Source organism: Pseudomonas sp. Irchel s3b5, from assembly GCF_900187435.1.
In the GTDB taxonomy this organism is placed as follows: domain Bacteria; phylum Pseudomonadota; class Gammaproteobacteria; order Pseudomonadales; family Pseudomonadaceae; genus Aquipseudomonas.
In genome coordinates this window covers 1-26,798 of record NZ_FYDY01000031.1, presented here as the reverse complement: position 1 = coordinate 26,798, position 26,798 = coordinate 1, and the positions used below count along the sequence as shown (strand labels likewise).

Genomic DNA, 26,798 nt, shown 5'->3' with positions numbered 1-26,798 from the left:
GGCGTTTCGCGTTCAGTCCTGATAAACCTTCTTCAGCAGGCGCAGCAGTTCTTCGCGTTCCCCGCCGGTCAGCGCTGACGTGGAGTCGAAATCGCTCTGCGCAGCGATCTGCTTGAGCTCCTTGAGCAGGGTTTCGCCAGTCTTGCTCAGGAAGATTCCATAGGAGCGTTTGTCCGGTTTGCAGCGCACCCGCACCGCCAGTGCGCGGCTTTCCAGTTTATTGAGCAGCGGCACCACTTGGGGCGGCTCGATGGCCAGTGCGCGGGCCAGGTCGGCCTGCATCAGCCCTGGATTCTGATCGATGATCGCCAGGGCCGAGAACTGGGCAGGGCGCAGATCGTGGGCAGAAAGACGACCGATCAGGTTCTGGAACAGTTTGAGTTGAGCCCGGCGCATGGCGTACCCGATCAAATCGTCCAGCGCTGAATCCAGCGGTGCCTGCGTCTGGGCATCGACGGGCGGGGACTCGCTCAGGTCGGCGGTAGGAGAAGACTTGGCCATGGCAGGTGAATCCTGAAGAAGTAGAGGTTAACAAGGCTATCTAGTTTGCCGGGGTTGGCCACCGATAGCTATGGCTGTGGTAATTGATGATGGGCGTGAGGGCTTTTTTTCTGAGAAGGAAAAATGGTTAATTTGAATAATAGTTAATTGACATAACTAAATTGCTCCTTTAATTTCCAGTCATCTTCAAGCCAAGAACAAGAGAGCATCGCCATGAGCAATTACGAAGGTCGCTGGACAACCGTCAAAGTCGAAGTGGAAGAAGGCATCGCGTGGGTCATCCTCAATCGCCCGGAAAAACGCAACGCCATGAGCCCGACGCTCAACCGCGAAATGATCGATGTGCTGGAAACCCTGGAGCAGGATCCGGCAGCCGGCGTGTTGGTACTGACCGGTGCCGGCGACGCCTGGACCGCGGGCATGGACCTCAAGGAGTACTTCCGCGAAGTGGATGCGGGCCCGGAAATCCTTCAGGAAAAAATCCGCCGCGAAGCCTCGCAATGGCAGTGGAAACTGCTGCGCATGTACGCCAAGCCGACCATCGCGATGGTCAACGGCTGGTGCTTCGGTGGCGGTTTCAGCCCATTGGTGGCGTGCGACCTGGCGATCTGCGCCGACGAAGCGACCTTCGGCCTCTCGGAAATCAACTGGGGCATTCCACCGGGCAACCTGGTGAGCAAAGCCATGGCCGACACCGTGGGCCATCGTCAGTCGCTGTACTACATCATGACCGGCAAGACCTTCGGTGGGCAGAAAGCCGCCGAGATGGGCCTGGTCAACGAAAGCGTGCCGCTGGCGCAACTGCGTGAAGTCACTGTCGAGCTGGCGCGCAACCTGCTGGAGAAAAACCCGGTGGTGCTGCGTGCGGCCAAGCATGGTTTCAAACGTTGCCGCGAGCTGACCTGGGAGCAGAACGAAGACTACCTGTACGCCAAGCTTGACCAGTCGCGGCTGCTCGACACCGAAGGTGGCCGCGAGCAGGGCATGAAGCAGTTCCTCGACGACAAGAGCATCAAGCCCGGTCTGCAGGCCTACAAGCGCTGAGACTGATCGCCGGGTGCCTGTCCGCCCCGGCGCGCTGTATCGCTCGAATGCATTCCCGACAAAGACAATAAAGAGGAATCACCATGCTGGACGTGCCCCTGTTGATTGGCGGCCAGTCGCTTCCTGCCCGCGACGGTCGAACCTTTGAACGCCGTAACCCGGTGACCGGCGAATTGGTGTCGCGGGTCGCCGCTGCCACCCTGGAAGATGCCGACGCCGCGGTGGCTGCCGCTCAGGCGGCGTTTCCCGCCTGGGCTGCTTTGGCGCCCAATGAACGTCGCACCCGTTTGCTCAAGGCCGCCGAGCAGTTGCAGGCGCGCAGCGACGAGTTCATCGCAGCGGCCGGCGAGACCGGGGCCATGGCCAACTGGTACGGATTCAACGTGCGGCTGGCGGCCAACATGCTGCGTGAAGCGGCGTCGATGACCACCCAGATCAACGGCGAAGTCATCCCTTCGGATGTGCCCGGCAGTTTTGCCATGGCCCTGCGCCAACCCTGCGGTGTGGTGCTGGGCATCGCCCCGTGGAATGCCCCGGTGATTCTCGCCACCCGTGCCATCGCCATGCCGCTGGCGTGCGGCAATACCGTGGTGCTCAAGGCTTCCGAACTGAGCCCGGCCGTGCACCGGTTGATCGGTCAGGTCCTGCAGGATGCAGGTCTGGGCGATGGCGTGGTCAACGTCATCAGCAATGCCCCGGCCGATGCCGCGGCGATTGTCGAACGGCTGATCGCCAACCCGGCGGTGCGACGGGTCAACTTCACCGGTTCAACCCACGTCGGGCGCATTGTCGGCGAACTCTCGGCGCGTCACCTCAAACCGGCGCTGCTTGAGTTGGGCGGCAAAGCGCCGTTGCTGGTGCTCGATGATGCCGACCTGGATGCAGCGGTGGCGGCGGCAGCCTTCGGCGCGTATTTCAATCAGGGCCAGATCTGCATGTCCACCGAACGGTTGATCGTCGATGCCAAGGTTGCCGATGCCTTCGTCGCCAAACTGGCGGCCAAGGTCGAGACCTTGCGCGCCGGTGATCCTGCGGCGGCGGATTCGGTGCTCGGTTCACTGGTCGATGCCAGTGCCGGCACGCGCATCAAGTCGCTGATCGACGATGCCGTCGCCAAGGGTGCGCGGCTGGTGATTGGCGGGCAGCTGGAAGGCAGCATTTTGCAGCCGACCCTGCTCGACGGCGTCGACGAAACCATGCGTCTGTACCGCGAAGAGTCCTTCGGCCCGGTGGCGGTGATGTTGCGCGGGGAGGGCGATGAAGCGTTGCTGCGCCTGGCCAACGACTCCGAGTTCGGATTGTCGGCAGCGATCTTCAGCCGCGACACCGGGCGCGCTTTGGCGCTGGCCCAACGGGTCGAGTCGGGCATCTGTCATATCAATGGCCCGACCGTGCACGACGAAGCGCAAATGCCCTTCGGCGGGGTCAAGTCCAGCGGCTACGGCAGCTTTGGCGGCAAGGCGTCCATCGAGCATTTCACCCAGTTGCGCTGGGTGACCTTGCAGCATGGACCGCGGCACTACCCGATCTGAACCGCAGAAATAACAATAAGAAGGCTGCAGCCACCACCATGCCCATTCGTGCGGCTTGGTGGTAGCGTGCCTTGATGGAGAACAAGCACGTGAGTTCCGAATTCAGATCGCAACCCCACACCGAAGCCAGCGCGCCGCGCTATCGTCACGTGTCGATCGGTCGCGCCGCGGTCGAGGTGACAGAGCAGCAGGGCGCATTGCACATGCGTTCCCTGGAGCCATTGGCCGAGTGTCCGCCACGACTGCTCGATCGCCTGGTGCATTGGGCCAACGTGCGTCCCGAGCAAACCTTCATCGCCGCCCGCCAGGCCGACGGTGAGTGGCGCCGCGTCAGCTACGCCGAGATGCTCGACAGCGTTCGCGCCATTGCCCAGAGCTTGCTCAGTTATGGCCTGTGCGCAGAGAAACCGCTGGTGCTGCTTTCGGGCAACGACATTGAACATTTGCAACTGGCGTTCGGCGCCCTGTATGCGGGCATTCCCTACTGCCCGGTGTCCCCGGCCTATTCGCTGCTGTCCCAGGATTTCGCGAAACTGCGGCACGTCTGCGACTTGCTGCAACCCGGCCTGGTGTTTGTCAGCGATGCGGCGGCGTACCAGCGAGCCATCGAGGCGGTGCTGCCGGCTGAAACGCCTTTGATCACGGTTCGTGGCCACATCACCGGGCGCAGCCAGGTCAGCTTTGCCAGCCTGCTTGAACAACCGGGTGCTGCCGAGGCCGAAGCCGCGTTTGCCGGTACGGGACCGGACAGCATCGCCAAGTTCCTGTTCACCTCCGGCTCGACCAAACTGCCCAAAGCGGTGATCACCACCCAGCGCATGCTGTGCTCCAACCAACAGATGCTGTTGCAGACGTTTCCGGTGTTCGGCGAAGAACCGCCGGTGCTGGTGGACTGGCTGCCGTGGAACCACACCTTCGGCGGCAGTCACAACGTCGGCATCGTGCTGTACAACGGCGGCAGCTTTTACCTGGATGACGGTAAACCGACGGCGCAAGGTTTTGCGCAAACCCTGCGCAATCTCAAAGACGTGTCGCCGACCGCCTACCTGACCGTGCCCAAAGGCTGGGAAGAATTGGCTTCGGCGCTGGAGCAGGACGCCGAATTGCGCGAGATTTTTTTCAAGCGCATCAGTCTGTTTTTCTTCGCCGCGGCCGGTCTGTCGCAAAGCGTCTGGGACCGCCTCGACCGCGTCAGCGAACAGCATTGCGGTGAACGTATCCGCATGATGGCCGGGCTCGGCATGACCGAGGCTTCGCCGTCCTGCACCTTCACCACCGGGCCGTTGTCCATGGCCGGTTATGTCGGCCTGCCGGCACCCGGTTGCGAGGTGCGCCTGGTGCCGGTGGACGGCAAGCTGGAAGGGCGCTTTCGCGGGCCGCACATCATGCCCGGCTACTGGCGCTCACCGCAGCAGACGCGCGAAGCGTTCGACGCGCAGGGCTATTACTGTTCCGGTGATGCGCTCAAGCTTGCCGATCCGCGTGATCCGCAATTGGGGCTGATGTTCGACGGGCGCATCGCTGAAGATTTCAAGCTGTCGTCCGGGGTGTTTGTCAGCGTCGGGCCTTTGCGAAATCGTGCGGTGCTCGAAGGTTCGCCGTATGTTCAGGACCTGGTGGTGACCGCGCCGGATCGCGAGTGCCTGGGCGCGTTGGTGTTTGCGCGGATGTTCGAATGTCGACGGCTGTCAGGGTTGGCGGCGAGTGCCAGCGACAGCGAAGTGTTGGCCAGTGCGCCGGTGCGCGAGTGGTTCGCCGATTGGTTGCAGCGGCTCAATCGCGAGGCCACGGGCAATGCCAGTCGGCTGGAATGGATCGCCTTGCTCGACGAGCCGGCGTCTATTGACCGGGGTGAAATCACCGACAAGGGCTCGATCAATCAGCGTGCGGTATTGCAGTGGCGTGCGGAAAAGGTCGAGGCGCTGTATCGCGGGCTCGATCCGAGCATTTTGCGCGCGGGTGCGAAATCATGAGCGCTAACGGGCGGTATTCGGCTTTTGCCGATGCGGCGATTTTCGATGCGCTGCGCACGCCGTGGGTGGACCTCGGCGGTGCGTTGGCCGAGGTTTCGCCGATCGACCTGGGCATCAAGGTCGGACGCGAAGTGCTGGCCCGCGCCAATGTCGATCCGCTGGCGGTCGACAGCGTGCTCGCAGGCTCCGTGGCCCAGGCCAGTTTCGATGCCTACATGCTGCCTCGGCACATCGGCCTCTACAGCGGCGTGGCGCAATCGGTTCCGGCGTTGGGGGTGCAGCGTATTTGTGCCACCGGCTTCGAACTGCTGCACCAGGCCGCCAGGCAACTGGATGACGGCGTGCAACTGGCGCTGTGCGTGGCCGCCGAATCGATGTCACGCAATCCGATTGCGGCCTACACCCATCGCGGTGGCTTTCGCCTGGGTGCCGAGGTGCAGTTCAAGGATTTTCTGTGGGAGGCACTGTACGACCCGGCTCCCGGTGTCGACATGATCACCACCGCCGATAACCTGGCGCGGCGTTATGGCTTGAGCCGCGACGCCGTGGACGCCTACGCGTGTGCCAGCCATCAGCGCACATTCGCGGCGCAGCAAGCGGGGTGGCTGGCGCCCGAGATCGTTGCCGTGAGTGCTCAAACCTTTGAGCTGCCAGGCTATCAGCCGCGCAGCATTCGCCTGCCACGCGGCATCGAAGCGGTGAGTGAAGACAGCCATCCGCGCCCCGGCGATGTCGCCGCACTGGCCCGGTTGCGCGCCGTGCACGAAGGGGGCGTACAAACCGCCGGCAACAGTTGTGCGGTGGTCGATGGTGCCGCAGCGGCGCTGGTCGGATCGGCTTCGGCCTGTCGGGATACGCCGCTGGCGTTGCTGCGAGCGAGCGCCGTGGTGGGGGTGGCGCCGGAGTTCATGGGCATCGGTCCGGCACCGGCCATCCGCCTGTTGTTGCAACGCAGCGGTCTGAATCTGGATCAGATTGACCGCTTCGAAATCAACGAAGCCCAGGCCGCCCAAGTGCTCGCCGTGGCGCAGGCGCTGGAACTGGACTGTTCCCGACTCAACGTCCACGGCGGCTCAATTGCGCTCGGTCACCCGTTGGCCGCCAGCGGCTTGCGCCTGGTGATGACCCTGGCCCGGCAACTGCGCGCACACAACCTGCGTTACGGCATTGCCGCCGCCTGTGTCGGCGGCGGGCAGGGCATGGCGGTGCTGATCGAGAATCCGGCCTGGCGCGCTTTGCCAGGGTTGTAGCCAGCGCAGCTCAATCACTGAATCGGGTGTCACTGCGATGATGGGTTCGCCTCATCGGGACGGTGGCATCCATCCGGACAGCAAAATTGGCCATTACGATCCCCTTTTGGCCAACCCCACGCTGTGCTCCGGCCACCCCGTCGGCAAGAATCAGGCACCGGTTGCCGATAGTGCAACGACCACCCAAACCACAACTAGAATCTCCAGATCCTTGCCCTTGGCCATTTTCAAGGCCGCTGCCGTGTACAGAACATAAAAACCATCGAACTCACGCCACACTTGGGGAAAATCCATGGACACAATGAAACGCATACTGGGCGCCGCTGTTTGCGGGTTGTCGCTGCTGGCCAGTGCCGTGCAGGCAGAACAGCGCGAGTTGCGCGTGTACAACTGGGCGGATTACATCCTGCCGTCCGTGCCCAAGGATTTCGCCAAGGACACCGGGATCAAAGTGACCTGGGACACCTTCGACACCAACGAATCCCTCGAAGCCAAGTTGCTGACCGGTAACTCGGGCTACGACCTTGTAGTGCCGTCGAACCAGTTCATCGAAACCCAGATCAAGGCGGGCGTGTTCCAGAAACTCGACAAGTCGAAACTGCCGAACTGGGCGCACCAGGACCCGGCCCTGCTCAAGCTGCTGGACAAGAACGACCCCGGCAACCAGTACGGCATGCCTTACATGTACGGCACCGTGTTGATCGGCTTCAACCCGGCCAAGGTCAAGGCGGCATTGGGCGAAAACGCGCCGGTGGACAGCTGGGACCTGGTGTTCAAACCCGAGAACATGGAAAAGCTCAAGTCGTGTGGCGTAGCGATGCTCGATTCACCGTCGGAAATCCTGCCGATCGCTCTGCATTACCTGGGCCTGGACCCGAACAGCCAGAACCCGGATGACTACGAAAAAGCCAAGGCGCTGTTGCTGAAGGTTCGGCCTTACGTGACCTACTTCAACTCGGCCAAATACATGACCGACATCGCCAACGGCGATATCTGCGTCGCCATCGGCTACTCCGGCAGCTTCTATCAATTCGGCAATCGCGCCAAAGAGGCGGGCAACGGCGTCGTCGTCGATTGGCGCCTGCCGAAAGAAGGCGCACCGATCTGGTTCGATACGTTCGCCATTCCAAAAAGTGCGAAAAACGTTGCCGAAGCCCACGAGTTTCTCAACCACTTGATGGACCCGAAAGTGATCGCACCGACCAGCGACTTCCTCGGCTACCCGAACGTCAACAAGGATTCGCTGCCGCTGATCAACAAGGAAATCACCGGCAACCCGAACCTGACGCCGACCAGCGAAGCGTTGAAGACGCTTTACGTCGTGCAGCCGTTGCCGCAAAAACTCGAACGTGTCCGCACACGAGTCTGGACCGCCATCAAATCCGATCAATAACCCTGATCACCCTGTAGGGGCGAGCCGCATGACGCGGTTCTCCCTACCTTATTTGCTCCGGCGCATCCGGTACACACCCGGCGCACAACCCAGCCACCGCAAACATGCACGGTTGAAACTCTGCACATCGCTGTAGCCCAACCGGTCGGAAATCTCTACCAGCTCCAGGTCCGCCGCTTGCAAAAAGTCTTCGGCGCGGCAACGACGGTATTCATCCAGTAACTCTGAAAAACTCCAGCCCAGTGCCTTCAAGCGCCGGGCTGCAGTGCGTTCGAGCAGATGGTGGGCGGCGCAAAACTGCTGCCAGTTGGCATCGGCGAGATCGGCGATCAGGTAGTCGCTGACTTGCTCCAGCAAGGTGGGTTCGCTGTTGCGCCGGGTCTGCTCCAGCAGTTCGACCAGGGTTTGTTCCAGCTCATGATTGCCCGGTGTCAGTGCGATGACGAACAGCTGAGAATCGAGGTGAATTGAATAGTGCGGTTGCTGCCATTGCACGGTGGCGCGCAAGGCGTGTTCGTGTTCCTGAGGGTTGGCGGGGGCAGGTCCGGGCAGACTGACACCCAGCACCGGATCGCGCTCGAGCCCGCTGGCGAGGAATTTTCGCCGCAACATGCTGCACAGGCTGATGAGAATGTAGTCGGCGGTCGCCGCAGGGGTCTTGACGCTGCCGCAGTCGAGCAGGCGCAACTCGACACTGTTTTCACCGCGCACGATCTGCGCTTGAAAGTGACCGTTGAAAAACGGAAAGAAACGCACGAAATACTCACAGGCGCTGTCCAGTGAGGCGGCTACGTCGAACAGATAGGTCAGACCATTGGTGGCGGTGGAAACGAAGCGCCGACCCGCCGCCAGACCGATCAACGGATCGCCGGTCTGCTCCAGGGCAAACGCCCAGAAGCGTCGCGACATGAACAGCGGTATGCGCATGAACGGCGTGCGCAATTCGAACAGGCTGCGACGAAACAGGTCTTCGATGCGTTCACGGGCAATCCCGCGTGCGAGCAATTCTTCAATGGCCGGCAGCAACGTCGGGGCGTAGAACGCATTGGCTGAGGGTTGAACGTGCAATGGCTGATCGCTTTTTGTCATGTAGGGCTCACAGCTTGTTTCGGAACACTGGTTAGGCTGCCCGACGTTAAGCGATTTGCCGGAGCAAGACCATGCTTGATTTACGCCAGCTCGACCTGAACCTGTTGCTTGCCTTCGATGCGATCTATCAGCAGCGCAGCGTCACCCGTGCCGCCGAGGTGATGTGCCTGTCGCAACCGGCCATGAGCAATGCGTTGCGTCGCCTGCGCGAATTGTGCGGCGACCCGCTGTTCATCAAGAGTCGTCTGGGGGTGACGCCGACACTGGTCGCCCATCGTCTGGCCGATTACGTGCGAGCGGCGCTGGAGTCGTTGCGCGATGGCTTGCGCATGATCCCCGCTGCGCGGCAGAACAACCCGTTGCTGCGCATCAGTTGTCTGGATTGTCTGCAACCGGTGTTGCTCGATGCCTTGCTCGAATCGCCCCACGCCGACTGGCAGGTGCGTTACTTCCAGCCGCGGCGTCGCGACGCCTTGCAGGACCTGGCCAGCGGCAAACTCGATATCCTCATCGACCTCGACCAGCCCCTGGCCGGACTGGCCGGCCTGCACAAACAATCGCTGCCGGCCGATCATTACGTGTTCGCTTATGGCGCGGCGCTCAAGGAACCACCGCGTTCCCTGCAAGCCTATCTGGAACAACCGCAGATTCAGATCTCCAGCCGCCGCGACGGGCTCAGCCCGGTGGACTTGCAGCTTGGCCTCAAAGGCCTGCGCCGGACCTTGGCGATGAGCACCCCAAGCACCCTGGCCGCCAAGCTGATTGCCGACCGCCAGCCCTTCGGCATGAGCCTGCCGAGCCGCGTCGCCACGGTGCTGGGATTGCAGCAAGTGCCGCTGCCACTGGATGAACCGGTGGAGCTGAAACTGGCGCTGTACATCGAGGCCCGCTATCGCTTTGAACGCAGTCGCGAAGAAGCGATGCATTGTCTGCTGCGCGCCCTGGGTGAGCCGCGGGCGTTGCAGGCGTTGGCGCGGCGTGCCTGATTTTCACTTATTCACGTGCGAATAATCATTTGTGGCGAGGGAGCTTGCTCCCGTTGGGACTGCGAAGCAGGCGCCAGTTTTTTGGGGTCGCTGCGCAACCCAGCGCGAGCAAGCTCGCTCGCCACAAATGCGCTGTCAGGCACCGAGATCGCGCTTAATTCGACGCCAGCAAACGCCGGTCAACGCTCAGGATCGCATCGACCATTGCCAGCGCTGCGGGTGTCAGGGAATGCCCGGCACGACTGACGATGCCGTAATGCAGTTGCAGGCCGGGATCATCCTTGGGCACGTCGGAAAACTCCAGGAAACAGATCAGGCCTTGATCGACCATTTCAGCCAGGGCTTCCACCGTGGCGATCCCCACCACGTCGGAGCGCATCACCACGCGGCGAATCGCGTCGAATTGCGCGCACTCCACGCTGGGGTTGAAGTCCGGTTCGCCCTGCACATCGGCCAGTATCTTGCGGATCATCGGCGGGATGCGTGTGCCGACCACCGCATAGTCGAGCAGGGCACGCAGGGACAGGTTTTCACGCTGGGCCAAAGGATGACCGACACGACAAAAGAACCGCCCGCGCCGGGGGCGTAATACGTGCACCTGATACTGCGGATCGCCGGTGAAGTAGCGCGAGTCCGCCACCAGGAATTCGATCTGCTGTTCGCGCAGCCACAACGCCAGTTGTTCCCAATCGCCCTGATCAAAACTGATGCGGATCGCCGGATGCGCCTGGATAAATTCCGCCAGCGCCTCGGGCACCAACAGTTGGGCCGGGTAGGGGCCGCAACCGAATTTCAGCTCACCGCCGGTCAGGCCGTTGTACTGGGTCAGTTCGTTGTGCAACGCCTGACTGCCCGCGAGCAGGCGTCGGGCATGTTGCAGCACCAGCTCACCCTGGCCGGTCAGGCGAAACTCGCGGCTGCTGCGCTCGACGAGGGCGCAATCGAGGTCCCGTTCAAGGGTCTGGATGCTGCGGCTGAAGGCAGGCTGGCTGAGATTGATCGCTTCAGCGGCGCGGCCAAAATTGCGGTAATCGGCCAGTGCCACGAGGTGGCGGAGCTGTCGTAGATCCATCATGCGTCTCCTGCATTCAGCGGATACTTTTAATGCATTGGATCGATATCACAGACACTGGCATAAGTACATGCCTGTCTTCTCGCCGTAGCCTGCCATGACCAGCCAACCGTTTATTTCCAGTGCTTTCACCCGCACCATTCTCAGCCATGCCGGGCAGTCCGGGCTGTGTGAGGAACAATTGCTGGAGCGCGCCGGAATCAGTCTTTCCCTGTTGGACGGGCAGGGGACGCATGTGCCCGCGCATCTGGTCGAACGCCTGTGGAATGAATGCGAACGTGCGGGTGCGGGGGCTTCTTTCGGCTGCGAGTTGGTCAATGGCATGGCGACCACCACGTTGCAGGGCTTGAACATTCTGCTGGACTCCGCCGCGACCCTGCGTGCGAGTCTTGAGTGCTTCACCGAGTTTTTGCCACGGGTGACCAACTACGTGATCGCCGAAGTCGAAGAGACCAATGAACAGGCGCGGCTGCACTTGCGCGGCGCGGATCGGCAGCCGCACTTTTTTGGCCTGGACGCCGCGACGCTGAGCCTGGTGCGCAACATTGCCCGGCGCCTTGGGCGGGCGCCCGGCGAGGTGTTTGCCAGCGTCAGCCTGACGGCGCAGCAAGCCGCTGGCCAATGGTTGCGTGGCGTCGGTGTCGATGTGCGCGAAGGGCCGCATCCGTGTCTGAGCCTGCCATTGGCCTGGCTTGATGAAACGCTGCTGGGGGCCAATCCGTTTTTGCATCAGAGCATGTTGCGGCATTGGCAAGCGTCTGCCGCGCAACACAGCCGCAGCGACAGCCTGGAAATGGCGCGGCATTGGTTGACAGCAGGGGATCAGCCTATCGAGCGGATTGCCGAACGCCTTGGGTATCGGCAACCGAGTAATTTTATTCGGGCCTTTCGCAAACAGTTCGGGATTACGCCCAAGCAGTTTCGGTTGGGGTTGTAGCCTTGGCGCCGATCTGGGTTTTGTGACTGTACTTCGAACCTGTAGGAGCTGGCTTGCCAGCGATGGCGGTCTGTCAGTCAACATCGATGTTGGATGCACCGGCCTCATCGCGAGCAAGCTTGCTCCTACAGGTTTAGTGCCGTTCGAAGTATTTGTGTTCGACGCAAACACTGTAGGAGCTGGCTTGCCAGCGATGGCGGTCTGTCAGTCCACATCGATGTTGGAGGTACCGGCCCCATCGCGAGCAAGCTTGCTCCTACAGGTTTAGTGCCGTGCGAATCATTTGTGTTCGACGCAAACACTGTAGGAGCTGGCTTGCCAGCGATAGCGGTCTGTCAGTCAACATCGATGTTGGATGTACCGGCCTCATCGCGAGCAAGCTTGCTCCTACAGGCTTGGTGCCGTTCGAATCATTTGTGTTCGACGCAAACACTGTAGGAGCTGGCTTGCCAGCGATGGCGGTCTGTCAGTCAACATCGATGTTGGATGGTCTGGCCTCATCGCGAGCAAGCTTGCTCCTACAGGTTGGGTGTCGTTCGAATAATTTGTGCATGCACAAAACCCTGAACCAACCCCCAATGATTACTTTTTGTCAGCCATCGCTTGCGTGTCATGCCTGACACTTAGGCACCGTGTCAGAGCTGAGTAACCCTGACCGGAGCCTAATAATGATAAAAAACCGCTCGGCCACAGCCCCAGTCCGCCAACGACTGACCCGGCTTGGCCACACCCGCCCGCAACCCCTTGCACTGGCGGTGCTTGCTGTACTCGCGGGCCCTGCGTCCGCCACCACCTTCGACCTCAACGAAGACTGGAGCCTGTCGACCAAGACCAGTCTGTCCGTGGGCAGCAGCTGGTCCACGCAAAGCCCTGACAAAAGCCTGATGACCCGCGCCAACGCCCTGCAAGCGCAGGGCGTGAGAGCCAATGGCAGCAGCGTCAGTGCCGACGACAACCGGCTGAACTTCGAGGACGGCGACCCCATTTCGCAGGTCTTCAAGGGCCTCACCGATTTCAGCCTCGATGGCCAGGGCCAGGGGGCGTTCGTTCGCTTCAAATACTGGTACGACCATGCCTACGAAACCCGGCAGGGACGCTTCAAGGATTTCGACGATTCGGGTTGGGATGACCTGTCGAAGTTCAAGGGCTTTGAAATGCTCGATGCGTACGTCTGGAAAGATTTCCAGATCGCCGAGCACCCACTGAACGTGAAAGTCGGCAACCAGGTGTTGTCCTGGGGCGAGGCGCTGCTGATCCAGAACGGCATCAACGTGATCAACCCGCTGGATGTTTCCGCGTTCAACCGACCCGGTGTGGAAATCAAGGAAGGCCAGTTGCCGGTGGAGATGATTTCCTTCAGCTTCGGCCTGACCGACACCACCAACCTCGAAGGCTTCTACCAGTACAACTGGCGCCCCAGCGTGCTCGACGGTTGCGGCACGTTCTTCGCCAGCAGCGATGCGATCCAGAAGGGCTGTGGGCCGCTGTACCTGAGCCAGGTGCAGACCGATCAACAGATGCAGGCGTCGGGGTTGTATGCGACGTCCCGTGGCAACGAATCACCGTCCGACAATGGTCAGTTCGGCTTCGCCTTGCGCCAGATGATCCCGGCGCTGAACGATGCCGAAGCGGCGGTCTACTTCATCAACTATCACTCGCGTCTGCCGTACTTCACTCTCGATGCGAAAAACACCGCCATTCGCGGAACCTTCCCCGGCCGCATCCAGGCACCGAGCTACGCGGCGGCGTTTCCGGAAGACATTCGTCTGTACGGCATCAGCCTCAATGGCGTCGAGCCGATCACCGGGATTTCCCTCGCCGGTGAAGTGAGTTATCGCCCGAACATGCCGTTGGCGATCAACGCGCCGGACGTCAACGTCGCGGTGATCTCCGGTGCGGCGGGCAGTTCCTGGGTGCAACTGCCGCCCGGGTTCAACGTCAACCGCGGCAGCCGTTTTGACGCGTGGGAGCGCAAGGGCGTGTGGCAGGCGACCGCTTCGGCGACCCAGGCCATTGACAACATTCTGGGTGCCACGCGACTGAGCCTGTTTGGTGAAGCCGGTGTCGTGCACATCGACGATCTGGGTGACGAGCGTCTGGGCCGCAACGCCGCATTCGGCCGCAGTTCGACGCGCAACGGCACACCGTGCAACACCGCCGCCTCGGGCGTCACCAATCAGTACTGCACCGACAAGGGTTTTGCCACCGATTGGTCGTGGGGTTATCGCCTGCGCGCCAGCCTGGAATACAGCGACGTGTTGCCGGGCATCAACCTGATTCCGGCCGTCAACTGGCGGCATGACGTCGAGGGTTATTCGTACGATCCGCAGGGACCGTTCCAGGAAGGCCAGCAAGCGTTGGGCGTCAGCCTGACCAGCGTCTACATGAACGATTACAGCGTGGAACTGGCTTACAACACGTTCTTCGGTTCCAACGACTACAGCACCCTCGACGACCGCGACTTCGCATCCGTCAACTTCAAGGCAGACTTCTAAGGAGAACCGTTATGCGTATGCAAATGTGCGTGCTGGCCCTGGCCTGCACCGTGGGCCTGGCACAGGCCAAAGGCACCGACTCGGCGGCCCTGGGCAAGACCCTGACACCCATGGGTTCGGAAATGGCGGCCAACGCCGACGGCAGCATCCCGGCCTGGACCGGAGGCCTGACGAGCAACGCCGGCACCGTCGACAGCAAGGGCGGTTACAGCGATCCGTATGCCGCTGAAAAGCCATTGTTCACCGTGACCGCAAAGAACCTGTCGCAGTACGAGAAATTTCTCAGCCCCGGGCAGATCGCGCTGTTCAAGCGTTTTCCCGATACCTACAAGATGAACATCTACCCGACCCATCGCAGCGCCAACCTGCCCAAGGAGGTGCTGGCGGTGAGCCGCGACAACGTCGCCAAAACCAGCATGGCCGATGGCGGTAACGGTTTGCATGACTACGCCAAAGGCATTCCGTTTCCGCTGCCCACCGAAGGTCTTGAGGTGATGTGGAACCACATGACCCGTTACCGCGGCGGCAGTTACGAGCGCATCAGTAGCTCGGCGCTGGTGCGCGAAAACGGCGCCACCAGCTACGTGCGCAACCAGTCGCTGATCAACTTCGCCGACACCGTGGGCGGGCTGGAGCCGGGCAACAACGTGTTGTTCATGTTCAAGAGCCGAGTGCTGGAACCGGCGCGTTTGTCCGGTGAAGCGGTGCTGGTGCATGAACCGATCGACCAGGTCGCGGAACCGCGCTCCGCCTGGCAATACCTGCCGGGCCAACGTCGCGTGCGCCGCGCGCCGATGATTGCGTACGACAACAGCGCCCGTTACAGCAACGGCCTGATCACCGCCGACAACATCGACGGCTACAACGGCGCACCGGATCGTTTCGACTGGAAACTGGTGGGCAAGCAGGAGCTGTTCATCCCGTACAACAGCTACAAAATCGGCAGCCGCGACCTCAAGTACGACGCCGTGATCAAACCCAATCACGTCAACCAGGACCTGGCTCGTTACGAGAAACATCGGGTGTGGGTGGTGGAAGCCACCCTCAAGCCTGGCGCCCGGCACATCTACGCCAAACGCCGGTTCTATGTGGACGAGGACAGCTGGCAGATCGCGCAGTCCGACCAGTACGACAGTCGCGGCGAACTGTGGCGCAGCGGCGAACTGCACGCGATTCAGCAGTACGACCATGGCTTCACCTACAACGTGCTGGAAACCTCCTATGACCTGATCTCCGGGCGTTACTACGCCGGTGGCCTGGCCAACGAAGAGACCGAACCGATGCGCGTCGGCTTCGCCGCCAAGACCGACGACTACACCCCGTCGGACCTGCGGCGCTGGGCCAAGTAACCCGATTGGCCCGAGTGCACCGCAAACCCCTTTGTAGGAGCCCGGTTTGCCGGCGATGGCGATCTTACGGACGCCATCGCCGGCAAGCCGGGCTCCTACAGGGAAGGGTGTGTGCTGATGTTTATGAGGAAGGAGATCAACCATGCGCCACTGGATATCCGCTCTGGCCCTGGGCGCAAGCCTGGGCACCGTTCACGCAGAAACCCTCGACCAACCCCAGGCGAAAGCGCTGGCCCAAGAGGCCTACGTGTTCGCCTACGCCACCGTCGAGCACGACAAAGTGCTCACCGCCATCGCCGCCAAACTGCCGTTCAACCGACTCTACGGCGAACCGCGCTTGCTTGGCCCGCAAGACAACAAAGTCGTCTCGCCAAACAACGACACCTTCTATTCCCGGGCCTTGCTCGACCTGCGCAGCGAACCGATGGTGCTGGACGTGCCGGCTGTGCAAGGCCGTTACTACAGCTTTCAACTGGTCGACTTGCGCACCGACAACCTTGATTACATTGGCACCCGCGCTACCGGCAATCAGGCCGGGCGTTTCCTGATCGCCGGACCGGACTGGCAGGGTGAGGTGCCGTCGGGTTTCAGCGGCGTGATTCGCTCGCCGAGTCGTCTGGTGTTTCTGCTGGGGCGCACCGAGGTCAAGGGTGAAGCCGACCAGAAGGACGCCGCCAAGGTCTTGAGCAGTTATGCGTTGCAGCCCCTGTCCACAGTGAGCGGTCGCGCGGCGCCTGAACCGTTGGCACCGCTGCAACTGCCCGCTTATCAGGACACCAAGCACGGTCCCGCCCAGACGCTGTTCGATACCTTCAACGCATTGGCACCGTTGCACCAATGGACTGCCAGTGAACAGAAGAAGCTCGACCGTTTCGCCGCCATCGGCGTGAAGCCTGGCGTCGCATTTCAACCGCCTGCGGACTTGAGCGATGCCATTGCCCAAGGCGCCGAAGCGGGACGCGAGCAAGTGCGTCAAGCGTCCAGCCGGATGTCGGTGGAACAGCAGGGCTGGCTGCGTTCGCCGACCAATGTCGGCAAGTTCGGTGACGACGACCTGACCCGCGCCGCGGTTGCCTGGCGCTACATCTACGCCAACGATCCGGTGGAAGCGCTGTACCCGATGGCGCTGCGTGACGCCCAAGGTCAACTGCTCGATGGCCAACATGCGTACCGCCTGCATTTTCCGGCCGGGCAACTGCCGCCGGTGAACGCGTTCTGGTCGCTGACCCTGTACGACGGCAAGACCCAATTGCTCGCGGCCAACCCGATCCAGCGTTACTCCCTGGGGGATCGCAGCCCGGGCTTGCAGTACGACGCCGACGGCGGCCTGACCCTGATCCTGCAATCCGACGCGCCGGAAAATGCGCCGCAGGGCAACTGGCTGCCAACGCCTCAAGGCCCATTCAACCTGTTATTGCGCCTGTACTTGCCGAAAGACGGGGCGCTGGACGGCCGTTATCGCTTGCCGACCATTGCGAGGGTCGAACCATGAATTCAATCGTCAGTCGCCGCCAGGTATTGGGCGGCATGGGTGTAATGGGCGGTAGCCTGATGTTGCCGCGCTGGTTGCTGGCGGCCGGTTCCGATGACCTGCGGGCGATCGCGCAGGAGGCGTGGATCTACGCCTACCCGATGCTCATGCACTACCAGACTATGGAAAAACAGGCGCTCAACCCGGCCGCGCCGGAGTACGTTGGCGGCTTCAATCGCTTTCGTCACTACAGCGAGTTGTTCACCCCGAGCAACCGCGACATCGTCACGCCGAATAATGACACGCCGTATTCCTGGGCCTGGCTTGACCTGCGCAGCGAGCCGCAAGTGTTGAGCGTGCCGGCGGTCGATGCGGACCGTTACTACGTGCATCAACTGGTCGACCAATACACCCACAACTTCGCCTATGTCGGCGCGCTCAGCACCGGTCGCGAAGCGGGGGATTACCTGGTCGCCGGGCCGCAATGGCAAGGCCAAACGCCGCCCGGTATCAAGGCCGTGCTGCGCAGCGAAACCGAGATCGTCATGGTTCTGGGGCGTACCGGTCTGAAAAATACCGAGGATCTGCCCTCTGTGCGCGCGTTGCAGCAGCAGTACCAATTGCGTTCTTTGCATGAGTACACCGGCAGTGCGCCACCGGTTGCCGCCCCTGCGATTGCCTGGCAACCGTGGGACAGCAAGACCGGGTTGGGGCCGGGATTTATTGCGGCGCTGAATCAGATTCTCAGCCTGTGCCCGGTGCATCCATCGGAGCAGGCCTTGCGCGCACGTTTCGCCCGGATCGGCATCGTGCCGGGCCAGGCGTTCGATGCGGCAGCATTGCCAGCGGATGTGCGTGAGGCACTGATCGCCGGCATTCAGGATGCGCAAGCGCAACTGCGAACGGCGGTCAGTCAGACGCGCAGCACCCTCGGCCTGTTTGGCACCCGCGAAGTGCTGCATGGCAATTACCTCAACCGCGCCGTCGCCGCGAATGTCGGCATCTACGGCAACAGTGTGGAGGAGGCGTTCTACGTCGGCAGTCGTCAGGACAATCAAGGACAGCCATTGCAGGGCGGGCGTCGTTATCGCCTGCGCTTTGCGCCGGGGCAATTGCCACCGGCCAGCGAATTCTGGTCGTTGACGCTGTACGACCTGCCGGACCGACAACTGGTGGCCAATCCGATTGACCGTTACTGCCTGAGCAGCCGCGATCACTTGCAGATGGACGCGGACGGTGGGTTGACGCTGGACCTGCAAACTTCGGCGCCATCATCGTCGAGCAACTGGCTGCCGACCCCGGCGCAGGGCGCGTTTACCGTGATTTTGCGGTTGTACGGGCCGAAGCAGGAAGTGATTGAGCAGCGCTGGCGGATGCCGGTGGTTGAGCAAGTCTAAAGAAAAGATCGCAGCTACGGCGGATACCGTCTTGCACCTCACTGCGCAAATTGGCTTCTGCATGGAATCATGCCGCCACGCGGGCTCTTCGTAGGAGCTGGCTTGCCAGCGAAGAGGGCCGTGTGCCCGGCGCAATGCTTGAGACCGCCTTCGCCGGCAAGCCGGCTCCTACAAGAAATACTGCATCTTGCGGCGGTCACCGTAGATACCGTCTTGCACCTCACTGCGCAAATTGGCTTCTACATGGAATCATGCCGCCACGCGGGCTCTTCGTAGGAGCTGGCTTGCCAGCGAAGAGGCCGTGTGCCCGGCGCAATGCTTGAGACCGCCTTCGCCGGCAAGCCGGCTCCTACAAGAAATACTGCAGCTTGCGGCGGTCACCGTAGATACCGTCTTGCACCTCAGTGCGCAAATTGGCTTCTGCATGGAATCATGCCGCCACGCGGGCTCTTCGTAGGAGCTGGCTTGCCAGCGAAGAGGGCCGTGTGCCCGGCGCAATGCTTGAGACCGCCTTCGCCGGCAAGCCGGCTCCTACAAGAAATACTGCAGCTTGCGGCGGTCACCGTAGGAGTGCCGCAGGCTGCGATCTTTTGCTTTGATTTACGGAGTCACGATATTGAACTGCGGCGCAAAGGTATCGAGGCTGTTCATCAATTCGCCGAGCTTCTTGCCATTGCCTTGCAATTTGATCAGGCCTTTCTGGATCGCCGTCGGAATGTCCAGGTGCTTGAGGCTGATCTGTTCCAGGGTTGCCTTGCTCATGGTGACACCGGCATCCGCCTGGGGATTGAGCCCGCTACGGTGGGTCAGCACGCCATTACGCAGGGTCAGGTTGAAGTCCTTGTTCTGATCCTCGAAGGTCCAGTTCAGGGTCAGGTCATGACCGATGGCTTTTTCACTGTCGAGGCGAATCGCCAGGAAGTCGAAAAACATCTCCGGGCTCATCGCCCGCACCATATCCACTGACACCGAGGTGCCGGTATTGGGCGGTACGCCGTTGCGCAGCTCCATGGCACCGGTCAGGTACATGTTGCGCCAGGTGGCGTTCTCGCTTTGATAGCCCATTTGCTCCAGCGTCTCGGCCTGGGCTTTGCGCGCATCGCCGTTTTCAGGGTTGGCGAACAGTAATTGATTGCCCAGCTGCGCCGCCCAGCGGTATTCACCCTTGGCCATCGCCGCGCGCATTTTGTCCAGTACCGCCGCTTCACCGCCCATGGCCTCGACCGAACGTTTCGCCGTGTCGACCGGCGGCAGCGGATTGAGGTTGGCCGGGTTGCCGTCATAGAAACCCATGTAGCGCTGATACACCGCACGGGTGTTGAAACTCAGCGAACCGTAGTAACCGCGGGTGTACCACTTCTGGTCGAGGCTGCCGGGCAGCTTCTTGATCGTGTCGGCGATTTCCAGCGGCGTCAGGCCCTGGTTCAACAAGTGCAAGGTGCGGTCGTTGAGGAAGGCGTACATGTCGCGCTGATCGGCGAGGAACGTGCGGATGCGTTCACCGCCCCAGGTCGGCCAGTTGTGCTGGGCAAACAGCACGTCGGACTTATCGCCATACCGCGCCAGGCTGCCGTCCAGGTATTGCGCCCAGGCCTTGGCGTCGCGCACTTGCGCACCGCGCGGGGTGAGGATGTTGTGCATCATTTGCGTGGCGTTTTCGGCCATGCACAAGGCGCGCAGCTGCGGCAGGTACAGGTTCATCTCCGCTGGAGCTTCGGTGCCTGGCGTCAGTTGGAATTCCACCTCCAGGCCGGCGATGGTGCGGCTCTCCAGTTCTTTTTCGATCAGGTCGGTGGGCGGAATCAGCGTGACGGTGCCGCCGCTCGGCGAGCTCTTGCCCAGGCCGGCGTCGACCTGGCCCTTTTCACCCCGGGGTAGCAGGCTGCCGAACTGGAACTGCGCACGGCGGCTCATGGCATTGCCGGCGAACACGTTCTCGCTCATCACGTGTTCCATGAACCCGGCGGGGGCGTAGACCTTGACCTTGCCGGCCTTGACGTCCGCCTCGTCGATCACCCCGCGTACACCGCCGAAATGGTCGACGTGGGTGTGGCTGTAGATCACCGCTACCACCGGTTTGCGTGGACGGTTCTGGTAGTACAGATCCAGCGCAGCCTTGGCGGTTTCGGCCATGGTCAGCGGGTCGATGATGATCAGGCCGTCGTCACCTTCGATGATGGTCATGTTCGCCAGATCGAGGCCGCGCACTTGATACAGCCGAGGGCTGACTTCGAACAGACCGGCATGCGCGCTGAGCTGTGCCAGACGCCACAGGCTGGGGTTGACCGAGTCCGGTGCCTGATCCTTGGCGAGAAAGTCATAGGCCTGGATATCCCAGATGACTTTGCCTTCGGCCGTCTTGACCTGGCCTTTGAACGGCGCGATCAAGCCCTTGCTGACTGACTCGAAATCGGTGCGATCAGTGAAGGGCAGTTGTTGCAGCACCGCGGCGTTGTTGGCAGCAGTGAGGGCGCTGGCCGCGACCGGCGCATCGGCGGCGACCACCGATTGCGCGAGGCACACAGTGATCAGGCAGGCCAACAGGCCACGAGGGCTCAAAGTGAAACGAGGCATGGCGTCTCCGATTGTTATCGTTATGGTTAGACCAGCCTCGAGGGTAGGGCGGTGCTCGGGCAGGCCGATCATCAGTATCGGACAAAAATCATTCAGGGCCGCTATCCTTGGCCCACGCGTATCGAACGGGTTTTGCCCATGCTCGAAGTCCACGGCGTTTTCAAAAGCTACGCCACACCGCAAGGACCGTTGCCGGTGCTGCAAGGTGTCGACCTGACGCTCAAGCCTGGCAGCAGCCTGGCGCTGATGGGCGAATCCGGCAGTGGCAAGAGCACGCTGTTGCACCTGATTGCCGGGCTGGACAAGGTCGATCGCGGCAGCATCCGCAGCGGCGAACATCAGCTGGAACGGATGACAGAAGGGCAACTGGCCCACTGGCGACGCACCGAGATCGGGCTGGTGTTCCAGCAATTCAACCTGATCGGCAGTTTGCGCGTAATGGACAACCTGGCCTTTCAGGCGCGGCTTGCCGGTCGCCATGACCCGCGCTGGCAGGCGCATCTGGTGCAGCGCCTGGGGTTGGGCGATTTGCTTGAGCGCTATCCCGAGCAACTCTCCGGCGGCCAGCAGCAGCGGGTTGCGCTGGGTCGGGCATTGGCTTCGAAACCCCAACTGCTGCTGGCCGACGAGCCCACCGGCAGCCTCGACGAAACCACCAGTGGTGAGGTGTTGAAGTTGCTGCTCGAACTGCTCGATGACAGCCCGACAACACTGTTGATGGTCACCCACAGCCCCAGCGTTGCCGCACGCATGGCGGAAAAAGTGGTTTTGCACGGTGGTCGCCTGGCCGGTGTGGACGCGCACTGATATGCGCATTTTTGCTGAAACACTGCGGGCGCTGCTCAGTCATTGGCGACAGCATCCGGTGCAGTTTTTCAGTGTGTTGACCGGGTTGTGGCTGGCCACCAGCCTGCTGACCGGTGTGCAGGCGCTCAACAGTCAGGCGCGGGACAGCTACGCCCGGGCCAGTCAATTGATCGGCGGCGAACCCCAGGCCAGTCTCGGCGCGCCGGGTGGCGGAACGTTCTCGCAGCAGCTGTTTATCGAACTGCGCCGTGCGGGGTGGCCGGTGTCGCCGGTGCTGCAAGGTCGCGTGACGCTCAAAGGCCACGAAGACCAGCGCTTGCAATTGATGGGCATCGAACCCGTGTCGCTGCCGATGGGGACTGCGGTGGCCGGGCAGGCATTGGCGATTGAGCAGGTGGTCGATTTTTTCAGCCCGCCAGGCAAGACCTGGATTTCGCCGCAGACCTTGCAGGCCTTGGGCTTGCACGAGGCTGATCGTCCACTGGCGGTCAACGGTCAGGCGCTGCCGCCACTGCACGTGCAAACCGACATGGCCCCTGGTCTGTTGCTGGTGGACATTGGATTCGCCCAGCAGATTCTGGGGTTGCCGGATCAGTTGTCGCGCCTGCTGCTGCCGAAGGATTTCACCGCGCCGTTGCCCGATCAACTCAAGGGACAACTCCAGCTCAAGACCCGCGGCGAAGAAAACAACCTGGCGCGCCTGACCGAGAGTTTTCATTTGAACCTTGATGCTCTGGGCGTTCTGTCGTTCGTGGTCGGGCTGTTTATCGTGCACGCCGCCATCGGCCTGGCACTGGAGCAGCGACGCGGTTTGCTGCGAACCCTGCGCGCCTGTGGGGTCAGTGCGCGGATGTTGTTGAGCTGTCTCGCCGTGGAACTGGGCGCGCTGGCCTTCCTCGGCGGTGTGGCCGGTGTCGCCAGCGGCTACCTGTTGGCGAGCGTGTTGCTGCCGGATGTCGCCGCCAGCCTGCGCGGGTTGTACGGCGCCGAAGTAGCGGGGCAGTTGAGCCTGAGCCCGTTGTGGTGGTTCAGCGGCATCGGCTTGAGCCTGTTCGGTGCCATGCTCGCCGGGGCCAACAGCCTGCTGCGGGCGGCGCGTTTGCCCTTGCTGGCGCTGGCCGACCCGCAAGCCTGGCATCAGGCCCACGCACGCTGGTTGCGACGCCAGGGTTGGGTGGCAGCGTTGACGGGCGTGATCGCACTGCTGGCGTTGATTTTCGGCGACAGCCTGGTCAGCGGTTTCGTGCTGATGGCCGCGCTGTTGATCGGCGCAGCGCTGGCGTTGCCGGTGGCGCTCAGTACGTCGCTGAACCTCGCGTTGCGACGCAGTCACTCAGTGCTCGGCCAATGGTTTCTCGCCGATTGCCGCCAGCAACTGCCAGCCCTGAGCCTGGCGTTGATGGCGCTGTTGCTGGCCCTGGCGGCGAACATCGGCGCCGGCAGCATGACCGCCGGATTCCGCCAGACGTTCAGCGACTGGCTCGAACATCGCCTGACCGCCGAGCTCTACCTCAATCCACAAAGCCCGGCGCAGGCGCGGGAGCTGCACACCTGGCTCGATCAGCAGCCGCAACTGGCGGCCGTGCTGCCCAACTGGCAGGTATCGATTCAGCTGCAAGGCTGGCCGACCGAGGTGTTTGGCATCATTGATCACCCGACCTATCGCGAGCACTGGCCGTTGCTGGAAGCGTCGGGCGAGCGAGCGTGGGAACAGTTGGCCAAGGAAGACGCGGTGATGCTCAGTGAACAATTGGCCCGGCGGCTGAACGTAAAACTGGGCGATCACCTGACCTTGCCAACACCCAATGGCCCGTGGTCGCCGAAGATCGTCGGGATCTATGCCGACTATGGCAATCCCAAGGGCCATGTCCTGGTCAATATCGATCACCTGCTGCGCGGCTGGCCACAGCTCACGCCGAACCGCTTCAACCTGCGCATCGACCCGGCATCGATCCCCGGGTTTGTCACAACGCTTCAAGCGCGTTTCACCCTGGATGACAGCCGGATTGTCGATCAGGCGCGGCTCAAGGGCTGGTCCACGCAGGTCTTCGAACGCACCTTTGCCGCCACCGCCGCGCTCAACAGCCTGACGTTGTGCGTGGCCGGCGTGGCGCTGTTCATCAGCCTGCTGACCCAGAGCAAAAGCCGCCTCGGGCAACTGGCACCCCTGTGGGCGCTGGGCGTGACGCGTCGGCAACTGATGCTGCTCAACCTCGGGCAAACCTGGTTGCTGGCGTTACTGACCTTGGTGCTGGCGTTGCCACTGGGCATCGCGTTGGCGTGGTGCCTGGACACGGTCATCAACGTGCAGGCCTTTGGCTGGAAACTGCCGCTGCGGGTGTTCCCGCTGCAATTGTTGCAACTGATGGGGTTGGCAATGCTGGCGACGTTATTGGCTTCGGCGTGGCCGCTGTACAGTTTGTACCGCACGCAACCGGCGGACCTGTTGAGGACGTTTGCCCATGAGGATTAAGGTCAGCGTATTAATTCTGGCGCTGCTGTCGAGTGGTTGCGATCAACCCGCACCGGATGAAAAAGGCTTCGCCGGCCTGGGTAACCAGGCTGCGACATTCACACCGGTTGTGCCCGGCCGTGCGTTCATTTTTCCGGCGGATCACGGTCCCCACGACGGCTTTCGCATCGAGTGGTGGTACGTCACCGCCAATCTCAAGGATGCTCAAGGCAACGAATTCGGCGCGCAATGGACGTTGTTTCGCAGCGCCCTGACGGCCGCGCCCGAGCAGGCGGGCTGGGGCAATCAAGCGATTTGGCTGGGTCACGCAGCCGTGACGTCGGCGACGCTGCATCATGCGGCCGAACGCTATGCCCGTGGCGGCGTGGGTCAGGCGGGGGTCAGCCTTGGGCCGTTCAAGGCATGGATCGACGATTGGCAGTTCAGCAGTCAGGCCACGGCGGACAACCCACTGGCACAGATGCACCTGAGCGCACGCGACAAGACGTTCAGCTATCAATTGCAGTTGACGTCGACGCGTCCGCTGGTGCTTCAGGGTGAAAAGGGCTTCAGCCAGAAATCCGAACAGGGCCAGGCTTCGTATTACTACAGCCAGCCGTTTTTCCAGGCCAGCGGCACATTGGAAATCGACGGCAAAAGCGTTCAGGTCAGCGGCCCGGCCTGGCTCGATCGCGAATGGAGCAGCCAACCGCTGACCGCCAACCAGAGCGGCTGGGACTGGTTTTCCCTGCACCTGGACAGCGGCGAGCAAGTGATGCTTTACCGCATGCGGCAAAAGGACGGCGAGCCTTATCTCACCGGGACGTGGATCGACGCCGAGGGCCGGACACAGTTGCTGCACGCGAGTGACATCACCCTCATTCCACAGGACGCCACCAATGTCGCCGGGCGGACAATGCCGGTGCGCTGGGCAATCAAAGTCCCCGGTAAACACCTCGATATCGTGATCAACGCGCTCAATACCCAGGCGTGGATGGATTTGCGCATTCCTTACTGGGAAGGCCCGGTGCGCTTGAGCGGCAGTCATGCCGGGCGGGGTTATCTGGAAATGACCGGGTATTGAAATCAGCCGGAACTCCAAGTGACGGCCCCGCAACTCCGGCGAGCCACGGCCACCCGAAAAATCGAGCGAGGCACGATGTTTTTGCAGGCAGGCGAACTGATCTGGCTCAAGAAAAGCGCTATTAACACGCCGAGCGATGAAACCCTTGCACAAGAAACTGCCAACACTCGCTGTACAACGTCTATGCTGATCGCACACGCGGCGTTGAACCTAGTGGTACGCCGTCTGTTGCCATCTATCACAGGGAAAGCTCTGCCTATGAAACGCCATGCATTGACCAAAGCCATCGCCCTCGCCACTTTGCTGTCCGCCGCCAGTTTTAACGCCGTTGCCGAAGACGTTGCGCTGTCTGAGGTCGTAGTGTCTGATGTGGTCGCCACTAAAGTCGTTTCGGTTGATCCTGCCAACCATCATGTGGTGCTCAAGGGGCCGGACGGCAAAGAGTTTCCAGTAACGCTTACCGACAAAGCGAAAAACCTCGACAAGCTGAAGGCTGGCGATGAAGTCGACATCCGCGTCACTAGCGCCGTCGCCGCCTACCTCGATACTGATATCGACAAAGGCCTGCCAGGCAGCGTCGAACGCGCCGGTGAAGTTCGTGCCGCACCGGGCAGCGATACCCCGGGTGGCGAAGCTTACCGCCAAGTGCAAGTCCAGCTGAAAATCACCCACATCGATTTGGCCAAGAACCAGGTGACGTTCGAAGGGCCGAAGGGCAATACCAAGACTGTCGATGTCAAGAAGCCGGAAGTTCAGGCAAAACTCAAAGACCTGAAAGTTGGCCAGTCGGTGATTGTGACCTACACCGATATCCTCACAGTAACCACCAAACACTAAAATCGAGTAGTAGCTCTATATATGCGGGTTGTTCTTGTGCAAGTTTTGTACAAGAACGGCCCGCTTGAATGAACGAACAAGTGAGTTTGGAAGTTTTGCCCCATAGTATTTAATTCGACATGTAGTTAAATATCATGTGATAAATTTCATCTTCGCGATACGGACATATCCCGCTACTTCTACTAAAATACCCCTCGTTCGCTCAGTGCCATGGCTCTTTACCAGTGCATGGATTGCCGAGGCCTTTGCACTGGGCGGACTCTTTCTTCATAAGCTAAGCCCCTGATTCAAAATAAAAATGGCAACCGCATGGTTGCCATTTTTTTTGTCTGAATACATGCCCGGTATTTCCTTTTTTCATTGTTTTTGTCGATTAGCCGATTGGTGTCGGTCGGCAAGTTATTGTTTGCAGTTCTCAAAATCACATCGTAAGGGATCCATGAACCCCACATTCAAAGCCGCTTATTAAAGTCTGATGCTGTGCTCTCGATTTCTTTCCGGAGCCAGCCCGTCATGATGCGACCCGACACCAAAGTCGAAAAAGTGTACCTCTAC

The 26,798-nt window shown here is 61.3% G+C and carries 20 protein-coding genes; 15 read left to right on the top strand and 5 right to left on the bottom strand.

The window, feature by feature from the left end:
* Positions 1-12 precede the first annotated feature (12 nt).
* Complete coding sequence (locus CKW15_RS23770; protein ID WP_095056896.1) at positions 13-501, bottom strand: MarR family winged helix-turn-helix transcriptional regulator; 489 nt, start codon at positions 499-501, stop codon at positions 13-15.
* A 213-nt stretch (positions 502-714) separates the two neighbouring features.
* Between CKW15_RS23770 and CKW15_RS23765 the strand changes: the two genes are divergently transcribed.
* From CKW15_RS23765 to CKW15_RS23750, 4 genes are all read left to right on the top strand, one after another.
* Positions 715-1,545, top strand: coding sequence for a p-hydroxycinnamoyl CoA hydratase/lyase (locus tag CKW15_RS23765; RefSeq protein ID WP_095056895.1), 831 nt, complete (start codon positions 715-717; stop codon positions 1,543-1,545).
* Between the two features lie 83 nt (positions 1,546-1,628).
* A complete protein-coding gene (locus CKW15_RS23760; protein WP_095056894.1) occupies positions 1,629-3,077 on the top strand; it encodes an aldehyde dehydrogenase in 1,449 nt (482 codons plus the stop codon).
* An 89-nt stretch (positions 3,078-3,166) separates the two neighbouring features.
* Positions 3,167-5,050 (top strand): feruloyl-CoA synthase, encoded by a 1,884-nt coding sequence (locus CKW15_RS23755; RefSeq protein WP_095056893.1) that lies wholly within the window; start codon positions 3,167-3,169, stop codon positions 5,048-5,050.
* Positions 5,047-6,300 carry a thiolase family protein gene (locus CKW15_RS23750; protein ID WP_095152764.1) on the top strand — a complete coding sequence of 418 codons (1,254 nt, stop codon included), beginning with the start codon at positions 5,047-5,049 and terminating at the stop codon, positions 6,298-6,300. Before CKW15_RS23755 ends, CKW15_RS23750 begins: the two co-directional genes overlap by 4 nt.
* A 150-nt stretch (positions 6,301-6,450) precedes the next feature.
* Here the strand turns inward: CKW15_RS23750 and CKW15_RS28405 are convergent, their stop codons facing one another.
* Positions 6,451-6,594, bottom strand: a complete 144-nt coding sequence (locus CKW15_RS28405; RefSeq protein ID WP_218239569.1) for a hypothetical protein — start codon at positions 6,592-6,594, stop codon at positions 6,451-6,453.
* Here CKW15_RS28405 and CKW15_RS23745 point away from each other — a divergent pair.
* Positions 6,593-7,693 carry a polyamine ABC transporter substrate-binding protein gene (locus tag CKW15_RS23745; RefSeq protein WP_095152763.1) on the top strand — a complete coding sequence of 367 codons (1,101 nt, stop codon included), beginning with the start codon at positions 6,593-6,595 and terminating at the stop codon, positions 7,691-7,693. The genes CKW15_RS28405 and CKW15_RS23745 overlap by 2 nt on opposite strands.
* A gap of 48 nt (positions 7,694-7,741) precedes the next feature.
* Here CKW15_RS23745 and CKW15_RS23740 read toward each other — a convergent pair whose 3' ends face one another.
* Positions 7,742-8,782, bottom strand: coding sequence for an AraC family transcriptional regulator ligand-binding domain-containing protein (locus CKW15_RS23740; protein WP_095152762.1), 1,041 nt, complete (start codon positions 8,780-8,782; stop codon positions 7,742-7,744).
* A gap of 71 nt (positions 8,783-8,853) precedes the next feature.
* On the opposite strand from CKW15_RS23740, the gene CKW15_RS23735 reads away from it, so the two are divergent.
* Positions 8,854-9,768 carry a LysR family transcriptional regulator gene (locus CKW15_RS23735; RefSeq protein ID WP_095152761.1) on the top strand — a complete coding sequence of 305 codons (915 nt, stop codon included), beginning with the start codon at positions 8,854-8,856 and terminating at the stop codon, positions 9,766-9,768.
* A 154-nt stretch (positions 9,769-9,922) separates the two neighbouring features.
* Here CKW15_RS23735 and CKW15_RS23730 read toward each other — a convergent pair whose 3' ends face one another.
* Positions 9,923-10,840, bottom strand: coding sequence for a LysR family transcriptional regulator (locus CKW15_RS23730; protein ID WP_095152760.1), 918 nt, complete (start codon positions 10,838-10,840; stop codon positions 9,923-9,925).
* Between the two features lie 97 nt (positions 10,841-10,937).
* On the opposite strand from CKW15_RS23730, the gene CKW15_RS23725 reads away from it, so the two are divergent.
* The 5 genes from CKW15_RS23725 (at position 10,938) to CKW15_RS23705 (ending at position 18,489) form a co-directional block, all read left to right on the top strand.
* Complete coding sequence (locus CKW15_RS23725) at positions 10,938-11,777, top strand: AraC family transcriptional regulator (protein ID WP_095152759.1); 840 nt, start codon at positions 10,938-10,940, stop codon at positions 11,775-11,777.
* 668 nt (positions 11,778-12,445) lie between these two features.
* Positions 12,446-14,272, top strand: a complete 1,827-nt coding sequence (locus tag CKW15_RS23720; protein WP_095152758.1) for a DUF1302 domain-containing protein — start codon at positions 12,446-12,448, stop codon at positions 14,270-14,272.
* A gap of 11 nt (positions 14,273-14,283) precedes the next feature.
* Positions 14,284-15,621 carry a DUF1329 domain-containing protein gene (locus CKW15_RS23715; RefSeq protein WP_095056885.1) on the top strand — a complete coding sequence of 446 codons (1,338 nt, stop codon included), beginning with the start codon at positions 14,284-14,286 and terminating at the stop codon, positions 15,619-15,621.
* A 142-nt stretch (positions 15,622-15,763) separates the two neighbouring features.
* Entirely contained in the window at positions 15,764-17,113 is a 1,350-nt protein-coding gene (locus tag CKW15_RS23710; protein ID WP_095152757.1) for a DUF1254 domain-containing protein, read from the top strand.
* A complete protein-coding gene (locus CKW15_RS23705; RefSeq protein ID WP_095152756.1) occupies positions 17,110-18,489 on the top strand; it encodes a DUF1254 domain-containing protein in 1,380 nt (459 codons plus the stop codon). Before CKW15_RS23710 ends, CKW15_RS23705 begins: the two co-directional genes overlap by 4 nt.
* Before the next feature lie 600 nt (positions 18,490-19,089).
* Here the strand turns inward: CKW15_RS23705 and CKW15_RS23700 are convergent.
* The gene (locus CKW15_RS23700) at positions 19,090-21,063 is read right to left on the bottom strand and encodes an alkyl/aryl-sulfatase (RefSeq protein ID WP_095152755.1); all 1,974 of its coding nucleotides are present in this window, start codon (positions 21,061-21,063) and stop codon (positions 19,090-19,092) included.
* A gap of 138 nt (positions 21,064-21,201) precedes the next feature.
* Here CKW15_RS23700 and CKW15_RS23695 point away from each other — a divergent pair, with 138 nt between their 5' ends.
* From CKW15_RS23695 to CKW15_RS23680, 4 genes are all read left to right on the top strand, one after another.
* Positions 21,202-21,870 (top strand): ABC transporter ATP-binding protein, encoded by a 669-nt coding sequence (locus CKW15_RS23695; RefSeq protein ID WP_095152777.1) that lies wholly within the window; start codon positions 21,202-21,204, stop codon positions 21,868-21,870.
* A gap of 1 nt (position 21,871) precedes the next feature.
* On the top strand, positions 21,872-24,343 hold the full coding sequence (locus CKW15_RS23690; protein ID WP_095056881.1) for an ABC transporter permease: 2,472 nt from the start codon (positions 21,872-21,874) through the stop codon (positions 24,341-24,343).
* Positions 24,333-25,406: a lipocalin-like domain-containing protein gene (locus CKW15_RS23685; protein ID WP_095056880.1), complete on the top strand. Its 1,074-nt coding sequence runs from the start codon at positions 24,333-24,335 to the stop codon at positions 25,404-25,406. Before CKW15_RS23690 ends, CKW15_RS23685 begins: the two co-directional genes overlap by 11 nt.
* A 258-nt stretch (positions 25,407-25,664) precedes the next feature.
* Positions 25,665-26,243, top strand: a complete 579-nt coding sequence (locus CKW15_RS23680; RefSeq protein WP_095152776.1) for a hypothetical protein — start codon at positions 25,665-25,667, stop codon at positions 26,241-26,243.
* Positions 26,244-26,798 lie beyond the last annotated feature (555 nt).